Origin of the sequence: Bordetella sputigena (assembly GCF_965137885.1) — a bacterium.
GTDB lineage: Bacteria > Pseudomonadota > Gammaproteobacteria > Burkholderiales > Burkholderiaceae_B > Bordetella_C > Bordetella_C sputigena.
Genome location: NZ_CBCSCA010000001.1, coordinates 527,541 through 542,593 on the forward strand (window position 1 = coordinate 527,541; position 15,053 = coordinate 542,593).

The window sequence follows — 15,053 nt, forward strand, 5'->3', positions numbered from 1 at the left end:
CATGTCCGAGTCCCTGCCCGCCGGGCTGAATCCGCCACAACGCGAAGCCATCCTGTATCTGGGCGGCCCCTGCCTGGTGCTGGCCGGCGCGGGCAGCGGCAAGACCCGCGTCATCACGCAGAAGATCGCCTACCTGCTGCGCGAGTGCGGCTACATGGGCCGCAATATCGTCGCGCTGACCTTCACCAACAAGGCCGCGCGCGAGATGGAAGAACGCGTCAAGGCGCTGGTCGATCGCAAGCTCGCCAAGGGCCTGACCATCAGCACCTTCCACGCCCTGGGGGTGCGCTTCCTGCGGGAAGAGGCTCGCCATGCCGGCCTGAAGCCCCAGTTTTCCATCCTGGATTCCGACGACGCCATGGGCATCATCCAGGAGCTGCTGGCCACCACCGATCGCGGCTGGCTGCGCACCGTGCAGAGCACGATTTCGCTGTGGAAGAACGCCTTGCTGGATCCGGACGGCGCCGCCGCGGTCGCCTCCACCAAGGCGGAGGTCGAATCGGCCCGCGTCTACCGCAGCTACGCCGCCACCCTGGCCGCCTACCAGGCGGTGGACTTCGACGACCTGATCCGCATACCCGCGTTGCTGCTCGAACAGAATGAAGAAGTACGCACGCGTTGGCAGAACCGCGTCCGCTACCTGCTGGTGGACGAGTACCAGGACACCAACGTATGCCAATACCGCCTGGTGCAGCTGCTGACCGGCGACCGCGCCATGTTCACCGCGGTGGGCGACGATGACCAGGCCATCTATGCGTGGCGTGGCGCCACCATCGAAAACCTGGCCAAGCTGACGACCGACTATCCCAATCTGAAGCTGATCAAGCTGGAGCAGAACTACCGCTCCGTACAGCGCATCCTGGCGGCCGCCAACCAGGTCATCCAGAAAAATCCCAAGCTGTTCGAAAAAAAGCTGTGGTCGGACCTGGGTGTCGGCGAGCCTATCGTGGTCACGCCCATGGACGGCGAAGAAGCCGAAGCGGAAGCCATCGCCATGCGGATATCCGCGGCGCGCTTCGAACGACAGGGCCAATGGAAGGACTACGCCATCCTGTATCGCAGCAACCATCAGTCGCGCATCCTGGAACAGGCGCTGCGCAATCTGAAGATTCCGTACACCATCGCCGGCGGCCAAAGCTTTTTCGACAAGGCGGAAGTGCGCGATGTGCTGGCCTATCTGCGGCTGATCGCCAACGACGAGGACGATCCCGCCTTTATCCGCGCGGCGACGACGCCCAAGCGCGGGATAGGGCAGGGCACCTTGCAGACCCTGGGCCAGTATGCGGCGGAACGGCAGATCCCGCTGTTCGCCGCCGTGTTCGAGCATGGCGTGGACACGCTGCTGCAGCAGCGCCAGCTGGAATCGCTGCGCACCTTCGCCGAGTTCATCCAACGCATGCAGTGGCGGGCGGGACGCGGCGCGCCCGATGGCGACAAGCCGGCATCCCCGGCCCCCCGGCACGCCGAACCGGCCGGCGTGCTGTTGGACGATCTGCTGGGCGCCATCCAGTACGAACGCTATCTGTACGATATGTTCGACGAAAAGCCGGCGCAGACCCGCTGGCAGAACGTGCTGGAATTGACCGGCTGGCTCAAGCGCAAGGCCGACGAAGACGGCATGACGCTGTTCGAGCTGGTCCAGCACGTGGCCCTGGTGACGATGCTGGAACGCGGCGAAGAAGAAGAACCCGACGCCGTCAAGCTATCCACCCTGCATGCGTCCAAGGGCCTGGAGTATCCGCACGTCTATATGGTCGGCGTTGAAGAAGGCCTGCTGCCCCATCTGGGCAAGGACGATGAGGAAGGCGATCCGGCGCGCGCCGCCGAATCGCTGGCCACCCGCATCGAAGAAGAACGTCGCCTGATGTACGTCGGCATCACGCGCGCGCAGCGCAGCCTGACCCTGAGCTGGTGCAAGAAGCGCCGCCGCGCCCGTGAAGACCTGGTGCGCGAACCGTCGCGCTTCATCGAGGAAATGGGGCTGGGCGATGCGCGCTTTCCGGAAGACGAGGCGACCCGCGCCTTGAGTCCCAAGGAACGCCTGGGCATGTTGAAAGCGCTGCTCAACAAGGGCGGCGCGGGGCATGAATCCGGACGGTAAAGCGATCGTCGCATTGAATGCGTCGATGTGCGCCATCGGCGGCATGGATTCCTACACTGCCGGACCGGGCGTTCGCGGCGCCGGTAACGAATAATCCGGCCTTCGCGATACGCGCATGTAGCGCCGGTTTTCCATTACGCGCGCTTGTCGGCGTTTCGCCGCCGGATGCGGCCCGGCAGGGTCAGGATTTTCTCGTTAGGGGGTAGTTGCAAAGCCACTAATCTGCGCCGCTTTGAATGTCGCAGCGAGACTCCAATGACAGTGTTCACGGTTTTCAACCACGGTACTAGCGCCAGCCGGGACGACAAGGGAGAAATCGTCGCGGAGTTCGGCCGCCTTGCCGCCGGCGCCGAATATAGCGATTTCCTGATATGCGATGGCCCTGGCAGCGCACCGACTTCCACCGTCATGCCCGGCCAGTTCAATCCCTTTACGCGCGACAAGCAGAAGAAGTCCTTCTTCGGCAACAAAGAGCTGGGCGATACCGCCATCAATTGCCAGTACATGGGGATGGCAACCGGCGCGGGATGGGACGACAACGTCATGCATGCCGTGGCCACTATCGCCGGATTGAATCCGCTGCCGCGTACGGTCAATATGCTGGGGTGGAGCCGCGGCGCGGTGACCTGCACGAAGCTGGCGTACAAGCTGCGGGAATTCTTTCCGCAGATCGCCGTCAACATATTCGCGGTCGATCCGGTCGCCGGCATCGGCAATAAAAGCGCGGTGGACGCCAGCACCATACGCGGCAACGTCAAGAACTACTGCGCCGTCCTGTCCATGCACGAGACCCGCGGTTTCTTCAAGCCGCAGGATGCGAAACGGGTCAAGTTCACGAACCGTGGCACCAATGCCATTTTCATGCCGTTTCCCGGCAACCATTCGGGGCAGGTCGGACTGGACAAGAACGTGACCAGGAACCTGGGCGAAGCCGCGCAGATGACGTGGTTCCTGGCCTGGAAATTCCTGGAAAAATTCGGCACCCGGTTCACCGCGCCGCCCTCGCCGGATTATGACGGGCTGACGCAATGCAATCTGTACGCCAACATGCGCATCAAAATGGCGGATTACAGGAAAACCAGTCCGGGCTTCGGTTCCGCCTTGCTTATGGGGGGCGGCTACACGCGCGATTTCCTGGCCCATCGCATCAATCAGTATGTGAAGTACGCCGACTTTTTCATCAACGAACACCATCGCCGGGTGTTCAAACGCACCTTGCCGTATTTGTACCGCTGGGTATTCGAGAACCGCGATACCGATAAGACGGCGGTGAGCCGCGATTTCAAGAAGACGGAGTTCTATTCCGGCCTGCACCGCACGCTGGTCGATATCGGCTTCCAGCCCGACAAAGCGGGCGGCGCGCCGCTGGTTCCGCGCGGCGCGGGCCGGCAGACCGTGCAGATTACGCACGACCAGCTGGCGGCCAGTATGTCGCGGATGGGTTTCTATATCTGAAACCGGCGGTGATGGCCCGGCCGCCGGCGGCGGGCCGCGACGGTCGGCGACATCGCGCAAGCGATGGCCTACCGGGCTGCGGGCTGCTCGCGCCCGCCTACCGCCTTAGGGGGAACACCCTGGCGTGCCGCCGGCATCCCTGGTAAGGTGCGGGGCGCGCGTTTTGTATCCAAGCGGATACCAAGCCTATTTGCCCGATTGCTCCGTGCCCAACGACGTTTCCGCCACTTTGTCTACCCGTGATGGGGCCGCGCAGGACCCCATCATCGTGTTCGATCGCGTCGACGTCGCATTGGGCGGCCAGCGCATCTACGACAAGCTGAGCTTCCAGGTAAGCCGTGGCGAATTCGTGTGCATACTGGGCCCGTCCGGCTGCGGCAAATCGACCTCGCTGCGCGTCATGGGGGGCCTGCTTCCGATCGCCGGCGGCCAGGTCAGCGTGGCCGGGCTGCCGCCCAGCCAGGCATGGGCCGAGATCGCTTTCGTGTTCCAGTCGCCGCGGCTGGTGTCCTGGCGCAACGCGTTGGACAACATCCTGCTGGCGTCGGAGCTGCGCTTCGGCAAGCCGGACAAGCAGGAGAAAAACCGCCGCCGCGACCGCGCCATGGATTTGCTGGCCATGGTGGGGCTGGCGGCCGACGCGCAAAAATACCCGTCCGCGCTGTCCGGTGGCGAGCGGCAGCGCGTCGCGATCGCGCGCGCCCTGGCGGTGGATCCGCAAATCATATTCATGGACGAGCCGTTTTCCGCGCTCGATCCCAATACCCGCCAGCGCATGCGCGCCGAGATCGAACAGATCTGGCAGCGTACCGGCAAGACCGTCGTTTTCGTGACGCACGATATCGACGAAGCCTTGCAGCTGGCCGACCGCATCGTCCTGTTTTCCGGCAAACCGACCACCGTGCTGGAAACCGTGACGATCGCCACGCCGCGGCCGCGCCGGCTGGACGACGCCGTGCTGGCAGGGCACCGCGATCGCCTGGTGAGCCTGTTCCGCGCCATGGAGTCGACGCCGCTCGGCGACCAGGCCGCGGTGTCCTAGGAGCCTACTCATGCATCGTCGCAGTGTCCTGAAACTGGCCGCGCTTCCCGCGCTCTACGGCATCGCCGCGCCCGTCCTGGCGCAGCAGCGTCCCGTCATCACCTATGCATATCTGCTGGATCCCGCCTATGACGTGGTCACCTGGGCGATGCGCAACGGCAAGGTGGCATCTTCCACCATCGACGTGCAGGCGCGCGCGCTGGCGATTCCGCAGCTGATCCAGGCCACCTCGGCCAAGCAGTATGACGTCATCATGGCCGCGGTGGTCAGCCTGCCGGCGGCCGTGCAGCGCGGCCTGTCGGTCAGCGTGCTCGCCACATCCCTGCGCGCCGCGCCCGCCGGCGAAGGCGCCGGCGTATGGGTACCGCGCGATAGCGCGCTGAAAACGCCGCAGGACCTGAAGGGCAAGACCCTGGGTTCCTATGGCTTGCGGTCCACGGGCTATACGCAGATCCGCATCGCGCTGACGAAGAAGTACGGCCTGAATATGGCGCTGGAAGGCGGCGACGTCAGCCAGGTGGAGATCCAGGCGCCCAATCTGCCCGGCGCGCTGGCGTCCGGCAAGCTGGACGCCGCCACCCTGATCCACAGCCAGGCCTATCGCGCGTTGAAGTCCGGCGACTATCGCCTGATCGCGGAGACGGCGCGCGACAACAACGAAATCTTCAAGACGCGCTTCGTCAGCGCCGTCAATATCGCCTATCCGGAGCGCCTGTCCAAGCAGCCGGAGGCCTACGTCGAGTTCTGCCGCGTCTTCCGCGAATCGCTGAAGTACGCCATGGCCAACAAGGCCGAGGTGTTCGGGGCGGTCGGCAAGGAGAGCGGCCTGGAGCCGGATTTCTTCGAATGGTGGTTCACGAAGAATTCCGAGGTCCCCGGCTATTTCAGCGACGAACATGCGCAGGCCATCACCTTGTTCTACGAACAGGCGCGCGACCTGGGCGTGATCAAGTCCTTCCCGGATATCCGCACGTTGGTGTGGGACAAGGCGCCGCGCGCCTGAGGCCCTGCCCGATGCCTTCGACGATCAGCGCGCGCGGTGCGATGCCGGCTTCGGCGCCACGGCGGCGCTGGGCCGCGCATGCCTTCACGCTGGTCTTCCTGGCGGTGTGGGAAGCCGCGTCCTGGGTCCTGCCGCCCTTTCTGCTACCGGGACCGGGCGAGGTCGCGGTCGGTCTGTACCGCTTCCTGGGCAACCCGCATCAGCTGTTGCACCTGGCGGTGTCCATCGGGCACGTGCTGGGAGCGATCGCGCTTTCTTTTGTCATCGGCGCGCTGCTGGCGCTGTTGCCGTACTACTTTCCCGTCTGGCGTTTCGCCATTCAGCACAGGCTGGCGCCCCTGCTGAATGCGTTTCCCGGCGTGGGCTGGACGCTGCTGGCGGTGATGTGGTTCGGCATCAATTCCGGCGCGGTGATCTTCGCCATCAGCGCGGTGCTGGTGCCTTTCGCGTTGGTCAATCTCTGGGCGGGACTGAATAACCTGGACGGCGAGTTGCTGGAGATGTCGCGCAGCTACACGCGGGCACGCGGCCGCCAGTTCCGCCTGGTCATCGTGCCGCTGCTCTATCCCTTCGTGTTCGCCACGCTGCGCATCATGTTCGGCGTGGCCTGGAAGGTGACCCTGACCGCCGAGCTTTTTGGCGGCAATTCGGGCCTGGGCTATGTGATCAATATGGCGCGGCAGGATTTCGACACGACTACGATTTTCGTGGCCATCGTGCTGATCGTCCTGTTCGTGTACGGCACCGATCGCCTGGTGTTTTCGCCGCTGCAGAACCGCTTGTCCCGACACTATGCGCAATAGTTCTTCGTCCACGCGCGCCGCGGATGCGCCTGATTGGAAAGCCCGCCTGCTGGGCGAGGGCCTGATCGCGGCCTTGTTGGCCGGATGGTGGCTGATGGCGCGCGGCCTGCCGGAATTCGTGCTGCCCGGGCCGCTGGCCGTCGGACGGCGCCTGGTGGACTTGTTCGTGAATCCGGACTTCCTGGGTCATACCGCGATATCCACCCTGCGCGTGGTGACATCCGTGCTGATCGCCGGCGTGATCGGCAGCGCACTGGCCTTTCTGGCGTACGGCGCGCCGGCCTGGGAGACTATCGTCCAGGAAAGAATCAAGCCGGTGCTGAATTCCTTTCCTTCCATAGGCTGGGCCATCCTGGCGGCCGTATGGTTCGATGCGGGCAACTTCAGCGTCATCTTCGTGGAGGTGGCGATCCTGATTCCTTTCTGCCTGGTGAACGTCAGCGAGGGCCTGCGCGCCATCGATCGCGAGCTGATGGAGATGGGCCGCAGTTTCACGCGTCATCGGATTCGGGTGTGGTGGCGCATTACCTTGCCGCTGCTGGCGCCTTACCTGATGTCCGCCATCCGCATCGCTTATGGCATAGGGTGGAAGATCGCGTTGGTGTCGGAGCTGGTGGGCGCGCCCAGCGGGCTGGGGTATCTGATGCTGCGGGCGCAGACCACCGCGGACAGCGTGACTTTCCTGGCGACCTGCTTCGCCATCGTGTTGCTTTTCGTCGCGGGGGAACGGCTGGTGATCCTGCCGCTGGAACGCCGCTTTGCCGCGCGATAGGCGCGAGGCCGGATCGGGAGACCTTCATGAACGACGCAAGACCATCCATGCCGGAAGTCGCCACTCGCGCCGGCAAGCTGCGCGGCCGCGTGGAAAACGGTGTCGCGGTGTTTCGCGGCATTCCTTATGCGGCGCCCCCCGTGGGTGAGCTGCGCTTCGAGCCGCCGCGCGATCATGCCGCCTGGAGCGGCGTGCGCGACGCGCTGGAAGACGGGCCCATCGCGCCGCAGGGGCGTTCGCGGCTGGCGCACATCATGGGCGACTTCGAGCGGCCGCAAGGCGAGGACTGCCTGACGCTGACACTGTGGACGCCCAATCCGGACGCGCGCGGCCGGCCGGTGATGGTGTGGCTGCATGGCGGGGCCTATTCCAGCGGCGCGGGATCGCTGGACTGGTACGCGGGCGATCGCTTCGCGGCCAATGGCGATGTGGTCTTCGTGTCGGTGAACTATCGCCTGGGCGCGCTGGGGTTCCTGTACCTGCCCGGTGTCAGCGAAGGCAATATGGGCTTGCTGGACCAGATGCAGGCCCTGCGCTGGATACGCGACAACATCGCGGCATTCGGCGGCGATCCGGATAACGTGACGGTGGTGGGGCAATCCGCGGGCGGCGGTTCGATCGCCGCCATGATGACCATGCCGCAAGCCAAGGGCCTGTTCCGCCGCGCCATCCTGCAAAGCCCCGGCATGGGGCGCCCATCGCGGGGCGCGGCCGAAGCGGCGGAACTGGGCGCGCGCTATGCGCATTTCGTCGGCATAGAGCCGGGCGATGAAGCGGCGCTGAAGCAGGCGCCGGTGCAGAAGCTGCTGGCCGCGCAGGGCGAGCTGGCGCGCAGCCTGGCGGGCTTTGCCGTGCTGTCGCTGCCGTTTTCGCCCGTGCGTGACGGGCGCATCATCGAGGGCAATATCGTCGAACGCTTGCAGGCCGGCGCCGGGGCGGACGTCGATGTGATCGTGGGCACGACGCGCGAGGAAATGGCCGCCTTCCATTGCGTCGACCAGGCGGTGCTGAATGCCGACGAGGCCACGGCCAGGCAAGTGTTCGAGCGTCTCTGCGGCCCGCATTACCAGGAGTACTACGACGAATTCCGCCGCCTGCGCGCGGTGCCCACGCCGGCCGTCATGCTGGGCGACCTGACGACGGATCAGGTTTTCCGCATGGGTAGTTTGCGATTGGCCGAAGGCCAGGCCAGGGCGGGACGTCCGGCTTACGTCTATCAGTTCGACTGGCAATCGCCGGCGCCGGGATTCAAGTCCTGCCACTGCCTGGAAATTCCCTTCGTCTTCAACAACCGCGACAACTGGCGCGACTCGCCCATGCTGAAAGGCTGCGACGAGACGGAATTCCAGGGCATCGCCAATGCCATGCATCAGGCCTGGCTTGCATTCGCCCGCAGCGGCGATCCCAACCATGCCGGCCTGCCGTGCTGGGCGCCGTATGACGAGGCGCAGCGCACGACGATGCGGTTCGATACCGTGATCGGACCGGTGAATGATCTGGCGGGGTTGTCGTATCGGCTGCCCTGGCCGAGCGTTTAATGCTGGACGATCTGCATCGCGCCAAATGATCCGGTTGCCGGTCTCGCCTGCTAGACTTGCGGCGCTGCCCTGGCCATACCTCTCCCGGCTTTATTACCGGTGATGTCCCCAGGTTGGACATACGGCCCGCCCATGTAGCGGGCCGCCTCGTTTGGCGCGGGCGCCGCTACTCCAGATCCTTCAACAGCAAATACCAGAACTGCGTGCGCGCGGCCAGCGTGCTGACCAGGATGTGTTCGTGCAGCGTGTGCGCGCCGTCCCCATCGGCGCCCAGGCCGTCGAGCGTGGGCACGCCCATGGCGGAGGTGAAGTTGGCGTCGCTGCCGCCGCCCGTCATGGGCGCGTCGTCGAGCGTGAAGCCGGCGGCGGTGGCGAACAGGCGGGCCTTGCCCAGCAACTGGGATGTCGCTTCGGTCTTCACCATCGGCGGGCGGTTCAGTTCGACGTCGAGGTCCAGGGTGACGTCCTGGCCCACCGGCTGCAGACCGCGCAGGCGCTTGAGCGTGTCTTCGGCGGCCGGCATGTCGGGCACGCGGAAGTCGACGATGCAGCGGCACAGGGCGGGGACGGTATTGGTCGCCGTGCCGCCTTCGATGGTGCCGACGCTGACGGTGACCCCGCGCTCGTAGTCGGTGATGCTTTCCATGGCCAGGATCTGGTGCGCCATCTCGCGGATGGCGCTGCGGCCTTTTTCGTGGGACACGCCGGCGTGCGCGGCCTGGCCTTTGACGCTGAGCCGCACCATGCCAGTCCCCTTGCGGGCGGTGACGCATTTGCCGCCGTTGGCGCGCGCCGGTTCGCACACCAGGCCGTAGCGGGCGTTGCGGGCGTAGGCCTCGATGGCGGCGCGCGATGCGTGGCTGCCGGTTTCTTCGTCGGGCACCAGCACCATGTCGATGGGCAGGCGGGTCGAGCCGGGCGTGGCCAGGCGGCCCATGGCCAGCAAGGCCATATAGATGCCGGCCTTCATGTCATAGCAGCCGGGGCCGTAGAGTTTGTCGCCTTCGATGCGGTAGGGCGTTTCCAGCAGCGTGCCGACGGGATGGACGGTGTCCATGTGGGCCAGGATCAGGATGCCCGGGCGTGTGTCGTCGGCCGCGCGGTTGGTGACGACCAGCAGCGGGCCGGTGCTGTCCCCCAGGGACTTCAGCTCCGTGCGCAGGCCGGCGGCCTGGGCTTCGGCCTGCACCAGCCGCGCCATCGCGGCAACGCCCGCCGGTGAGCTGGTCGGCGATTCGCATTCGATCCACGGGCGCAGGCCGGCGGCGATGGCGGCCGATGTCGGCAGGGCGGAGACATTGGGTTGAGCTGACATGATTGTTCCTTTCTAAGCTACGCGATGCATGACGTTGTTGCGCGGCGGATGCCCGCCAGCACATCACCATGTTGTTCTATATCGTGACGTCGATCAGGCGACCGTCTTGCCGGCCAGCCTGGCCATCTCCGCGTCATCCGGCATGCGGCCTTCGAACCACAGGCTGGCGCAGACGGCGGACATGGCCTTGCCGTCGTGGCCGATGCCGGGCACGGATTGCAGGGTCCAGTTGAAGGGCACGCCCAGGCGCGTGGCCTCGCGCTTGCCGGCCTCGAAATAGTTATGCGCCCGCGCATAGCGATGCGGCCCCTGGCGCTTGGCCGCGGGCTCGGACGGCAGGTTGGGGTCGTCGGTGACGATATCCTGGTCGCCCGCCAGGATGGTCATGGGATAGCCGAGCAGGCGGACCAGATGGTCCTGCGTCAGCCCGACGCCATCCAGGCCTTCCGGATAAGCGTGATCGAAGGTCGGCAGCGTGTACCAGCCGGGATTGCCTATCGTCACCGCCTTGAAGGGCGCATGCGATTGGCTGCTCATGAGACGATGCACGAACTGCCCGCCGGCGGAATGGCCGAACAGATACGCCTGTTCGACCTCGGTGACGCCGGCGGTGCGCAGGTCGTTGAAGATGCGCTCCACCAGCACATAGGTCCACGCCGATACCGGCCGCACGTTGCCGCTGGGCGTGAAGACCCGGCCGTTGTTGTAGCTTTCCACGCCGGGCCAGATCTCATTGGAGAAGGTCGGCGCGACGATCAGCAGCTTGTGCTTGTCGGCGGCCGGGACCCAGAAGTCGCGGTAGTCGTCGCCGTTGCGCAGCACGCCGTGCTGGACGAACACCACCGGCCGGTCCGGCGTGTAGCCGTAGGGGCGGTAGGTGTTCAGCGTGAAGGGGCGGTCGCTGTTGCGGTCTTCGTCGATATACGGAATGGCATTGCGGCCCGCGTGGTTCAGGTCCAGGCTGATGCGTTCGGCGTTGGAGGTTTCCATGATGCTCTGCGAAGTCGTTATCCGGATAGGTGCGCGCCCCGGCGTCAGGCGGTGCCCGCGCCCTGATCGTTCAGATGGCAGGCCGACCAGTGCCCGGGCGCGATCTCTTCCAGCGGCGGCACCTGCTCGCGGCAACGCGGCATGGCGTGCGGGCAGCGCGGATGAAAGGTACAGCCCGGCGGCGGCGCCAGGGGCGACGGGATTTCGCCCTGGATGGGCGTGAATTTGCGTCCGCGGCGTTTGACGTCGGGCACTTCGGCCAACAGTGCCTGGGTATAGGGATGGTTGGCGCGCGCGAAGATTTCCGCGGCGGGGGCGGTTTCGACGATGCGGCCCAGGTACATGATGGCGACGCGGTCGGAGATGTGTCGCACCACGCCCAGGTCGTGGCTGATGAACAGATAGGTGAAATTATTGCGCTCGCGCAGGTCCATGAACAGGTTGATGACCTGGGCCTGGATGGACACGTCCAGGGCGGCGACCGGTTCGTCGCAGACCAGGAAGGACGGCTGCACCATCAGGGCGCGGGCGATGCCGATGCGCTGGCGTTGGCCGCCGGAGATCTGGTGCGGGAAGCGGTCGCGGTAATCGGTGCCCAGGCCGACGTCGGCCAGCGCGCTGTCCACGCGCGCGGGGATTTCGTTGGGCGGGGCCAGCTTGTGCACCTTGAGCGCTTCGCCCAGGATCTGCCGGACGCGATGGCGCGGGTTCAACGAGGCCTGCGGATCCTGGAACACCATCTGCACGCCCAGCACGTAGTCCAGCCGTTCGCGTCCGCGCAATTGGCTGACCGGCTGGTCGTTGTAGCGGAGCTCGCCCTGGCTGGGTTCGTAGAGGCCCGCGACCACGCGTCCCAGCGTGGACTTGCCGCAGCCGGATTCGCCGACCAGGCCGACCACTTCGCCGGCCGCGATCGTCAGGTTCACGCCGTTGACGGCATGCACTACCGCGCGGTCGATGCGGCGGCCGGTCAGCGCCAGCAGGCGCTGCGCCAGGTCGGGGCGTTGTTCGAAGCGTTTGTGGATGTCGCGTAGTTCAATGACCGGCGCATTCATTGGTGGCTCCCCGCAACATTCACCGGCACATAGCAATGGAAGCTGCGCCCCGCCGGCCCGGGCGGGCCTTCGCGGGTGACGCCGGGGAATTGCTCCGTACAGCGCGTGACCGCATTGCCGCAGCGCGGGCGGAAGGGACAGCCGGAAGGGCGCGCCGCCAGGCTGGGCGCCATGCCGTCGATCTGCCGCAAGCGCGTGCCCGGCTGGGCGGTGCCGGGCATCGAACGCAGCAGGCCTTGCGTATAGGGATGGCGCGGCGCGTCCAGGACCTCGTTCACCGGGCCGGTTTCGACGATGCGGCCGGCGTACATCACGGCGATGCGATCAGCCAGTTCGGCCACCACGCCCAGGTCGTGGGTAATCCAGATCAGCGCGGTATTGCGGGTACGACAGATTTCCTGCATGCGGTAAAGGATTTGGCCCTGGATCGTCACGTCCAGCGCCGTGGTCGGTTCGTCGGCGATGATCAGGTCGGGGTTGTTCAACAAGGCGATGGCGATCGCCACGCGCTGCCGCATGCCGCCGGAAAACTCGTGTGGAAAGCTGCGCAGGCGCGCCTTCGGCGAAGGAATACCCACCATGGCCAAGGCTTCCGCGCAGCGCGACATGGCTTCGGCGCGGCTGACGTTTTCGTGGGTCAGTATGGTCTCGGCCATCTGCTCGCCGATGCGCAGCACCGGATTCAGCGTCATCAGCGGATCCTGGAAGATCATCGCGATGCGGTTGCCGCGCAGGCGGCGCATGCCTTCTTCGCTCAGCTTGCGCAGGTCTTCGCCCTTGAAGCGGACCTCGCCCGCGACGATCTCGCCGGGCGGGTCGATCAGGCCCATCAGCGAAAAGCCGGTCACGGATTTGCCGGAGCCGGATTCCCCCACCAGCCCCAGGATTTCGCCGCGGCGCAGCGTCAAGTCCACGCCGTCGACGGCCGGCCAGGCGCCGGCGGTGGTATGAAACGCGGTGCGCAAGCCGCGCACGTCCAACAGAAGCTCGCTCATCGGCGCGGATCCAGGCTTTCCCGAAGGCGATCGCCCAGGATGTTGATGGTCAGGATAAGAAACAGCAGGGCCAGGCCGGGGAACAGGCTGATCCAGTAATCGCCGGACAGCAGATACTGGAAGCCGTTGGCGATCAGCAGCCCCAGCGAAGGCTCGGTAATGGGCACGCCCACGCCCAGGAAGGACAGCGTCGCTTCCAGCGCGATCGCATGGGCGATCTGCACCGTGGCGTACACCAGCACGGGGCTGATGCAGTTGGGCAGCAGATGGACCAGCATGATGCGCCATGCCGGAAAGCCCAGGTTGATGGCGGCTTCGACGTATTCCTTGCGCCGTTCCTGCAATGCGCGGCCGCGCATGATGCGGGCATAGTTGGCCCACTGCACCAGCACCAGGGCCAGGATCACTTTATCGACCCCGCGTCCCAGCACCGCCAGCAGCACCAGGGCCACCAGAATGGAAGGAAAGCCCAGCACGAAATCGACCAGGCGCATCAGCATCGCATCGATGCGGCCGCCCGCATAAGCGGCCAGCAGGCCCACGGCGCTGCCCAGCGCCGTGGCGATGGCCACGGCCGACAGGCCGACCAACAGGCTGATGCGGATGCCGTACAGGATGGCGCTGAGCATGTCGCGCCCCTGGTCGTCCGTTCCCAGCCAGTACATGTGGCCGTCCATGGACGCGGAACGCGGCGGCAGGCGGCCGTCCATGATGCTCAGATTGGACAGGTCGTAGGGATTCTGCGGCGCGAAGAAAGGCGCGATCAGGATGACCAGCGCCAGCAGCGTCAGCACGATCAGCGTGCCGCGCGCGGTGGGCCGGCCGTGCAGTCTACGCAGTATGGCCGAGCGCCTGGGCGTATCGGCCAGGGGCTGGACGGTGCGCGTGCGGCCGGTGGAAACGGAATCGGGCATGGCGGGCGGAATGTGTCGGTGCGAGTATGGGGTGCAGGTGCGGGTTAAAGGTCAATGCGCCGGCGCGGCCAGCTGTACGCGCGGATCGAGCGCGGCGTACAGGATGTCGACGACCAGATTAATCAGCACGAACAGAAAGGTTACGAACATGACGTAGGCCACCACCACCGGCCGATCCAGCTGGTACACGCTATCGATCAGCAGCTTGCCCATGCCCGGCCAGGCGAAAACGGTTTCGGTGATGGTCGAATAGGCGATCAGGTGGCCGAACTCCATGCCCACCACGGTCACCACCGGGATCAGGATGTTGCGCAGGATGTGGCGGCCGACGATGCGGGCCGGCCGTATGCCCTTGGCGCGCGCGAACTTCACGTATTCCTGGCTTTCCGCTTCGGCGACGCCCGAGGCGGTCATGCGCAGCACCAGCGCCACATTGGCCAGCGCCAGATTGAGGGCGGGCATCGCCATGTGGGCGAGCCCATCGCGCGTCAGAAAGGAAAACGGAATGCCGAACACGCTGACCGTTTCGCCGCGGCCGGAAGCGGGCAGCCATCCCAGCCATACCGCGAACATCAATATCAGCATCATGCCCAGCCAGAAGGCCGGCAGGGAAAAGCCCAGCACCGACGTGGCCAGGATGCCCCGCCCCAGCGCCGTATCGCGGCGCAGTCCGGCCAGCAGGCCCAGCGGAATGCCGATCAGACAGGTCAGCAGCATGGCGGCCACCACCAGCTCGAAGGTGGCGGGCAGCCGCTGCAGGATCAGCGAAATCGCCGGGACACCCTGCACGAAAGAGGTGCCCATGTCGCCGTGCAGGGCACGCCATACGAAACCGGCGTACTGCTGCCACACCGGCAGGTCCAGGCCCAGGCGCGCGATCATCTGCTGGCGGTCGGCCAGGCTGGCTTCGGGACTGACCAGGAGTTCGATCGGATCGCCGATCGCATAGACGGCGAAGAAAACAACGATGGATACGGCGATGAGTACGAACAGGCTCTGGATGAGCCGGCGCAGGATGAACAATGCCACGCGGCAATTCCCCGGATGATGTCTTTTGGATGTCGCGCAAG

The 15,053-nt window shown here is 65.7% G+C and carries 13 protein-coding genes; 7 read left to right on the forward strand and 6 right to left on the reverse strand.

Annotation, left to right across the window (positions count from 1 at the left end; genetic code table 11):
* Position 1 precedes the first annotated feature (1 nt).
* From ACNA0R_RS02495 to ACNA0R_RS02525, 7 genes are all read left to right on the forward strand, one after another.
* Positions 2–2,101, forward strand: coding sequence for a UvrD-helicase domain-containing protein (locus ACNA0R_RS02495; RefSeq protein ID WP_415824299.1), 2,100 nt, complete (start codon positions 2–4; stop codon positions 2,099–2,101).
* 255 nt (positions 2,102–2,356) lie between these two features.
* The gene (locus ACNA0R_RS02500; protein WP_415824300.1) at positions 2,357–3,556 is read left to right on the forward strand and encodes a DUF5621 domain-containing protein; all 1,200 of its coding nucleotides are present in this window, start codon (positions 2,357–2,359) and stop codon (positions 3,554–3,556) included.
* Positions 3,557–3,761: 205 nt separating this feature from the next.
* Positions 3,762–4,598 carry an ABC transporter ATP-binding protein gene (locus tag ACNA0R_RS02505; protein ID WP_415824301.1) on the forward strand — a complete coding sequence of 279 codons (837 nt, stop codon included), beginning with the start codon at positions 3,762–3,764 and terminating at the stop codon, positions 4,596–4,598.
* Between the two features lie 10 nt (positions 4,599–4,608).
* A complete protein-coding gene (locus ACNA0R_RS02510; protein ID WP_415824302.1) occupies positions 4,609–5,601 on the forward strand; it encodes an ABC transporter substrate-binding protein in 993 nt (330 codons plus the stop codon).
* A gap of 11 nt (positions 5,602–5,612) precedes the next feature.
* On the forward strand, positions 5,613–6,404 hold the full coding sequence (locus tag ACNA0R_RS02515) for an ABC transporter permease (RefSeq protein WP_415824303.1): 792 nt from the start codon (positions 5,613–5,615) through the stop codon (positions 6,402–6,404).
* Positions 6,394–7,176, forward strand: coding sequence for an ABC transporter permease (locus ACNA0R_RS02520; protein ID WP_415824304.1), 783 nt, complete (start codon positions 6,394–6,396; stop codon positions 7,174–7,176). The genes ACNA0R_RS02515 and ACNA0R_RS02520 overlap by 11 nt, the downstream gene beginning before the upstream one ends.
* A 26-nt stretch (positions 7,177–7,202) precedes the next feature.
* A complete protein-coding gene (locus ACNA0R_RS02525; RefSeq protein ID WP_415824305.1) occupies positions 7,203–8,714 on the forward strand; it encodes a carboxylesterase/lipase family protein in 1,512 nt (503 codons plus the stop codon).
* Between the two features lie 166 nt (positions 8,715–8,880).
* On the opposite strand, the gene ACNA0R_RS02530 is transcribed toward ACNA0R_RS02525, so the two are convergent.
* The 6 genes from ACNA0R_RS02530 to ACNA0R_RS02555 all read right to left on the reverse strand — a co-directional run bounded on the left by ACNA0R_RS02530 (position 8,881) and on the right by ACNA0R_RS02555 (position 15,012).
* On the reverse strand, positions 8,881–10,029 hold the full coding sequence (locus ACNA0R_RS02530) for a M20 family metallopeptidase (protein ID WP_415824306.1): 1,149 nt from the start codon (positions 10,027–10,029) through the stop codon (positions 8,881–8,883).
* A gap of 93 nt (positions 10,030–10,122) precedes the next feature.
* Positions 10,123–11,019, reverse strand: a complete 897-nt coding sequence (locus ACNA0R_RS02535) for an alpha/beta hydrolase (protein ID WP_415824307.1) — start codon at positions 11,017–11,019, stop codon at positions 10,123–10,125.
* Positions 11,020–11,063: 44 nt separating this feature from the next.
* Positions 11,064–12,074: an ABC transporter ATP-binding protein gene (locus ACNA0R_RS02540; RefSeq protein ID WP_415824308.1), complete on the reverse strand. Its 1,011-nt coding sequence runs from the start codon at positions 12,072–12,074 to the stop codon at positions 11,064–11,066.
* The gene (locus tag ACNA0R_RS02545) at positions 12,071–13,069 is read right to left on the reverse strand and encodes an ABC transporter ATP-binding protein (RefSeq protein WP_415824309.1); all 999 of its coding nucleotides are present in this window, start codon (positions 13,067–13,069) and stop codon (positions 12,071–12,073) included. Before ACNA0R_RS02545 ends, ACNA0R_RS02540 begins: the two co-directional genes overlap by 4 nt.
* Complete coding sequence (locus tag ACNA0R_RS02550; RefSeq protein ID WP_415824310.1) at positions 13,066–13,983, reverse strand: ABC transporter permease; 918 nt, start codon at positions 13,981–13,983, stop codon at positions 13,066–13,068. The genes ACNA0R_RS02545 and ACNA0R_RS02550 overlap by 4 nt, the downstream gene beginning before the upstream one ends.
* 51 nt (positions 13,984–14,034) lie before the next feature.
* Positions 14,035–15,012 (reverse strand): ABC transporter permease, encoded by a 978-nt coding sequence (locus tag ACNA0R_RS02555; protein ID WP_415824311.1) that lies wholly within the window; start codon positions 15,010–15,012, stop codon positions 14,035–14,037.
* Between the last annotated feature and the right edge of the window lie 41 nt (positions 15,013–15,053).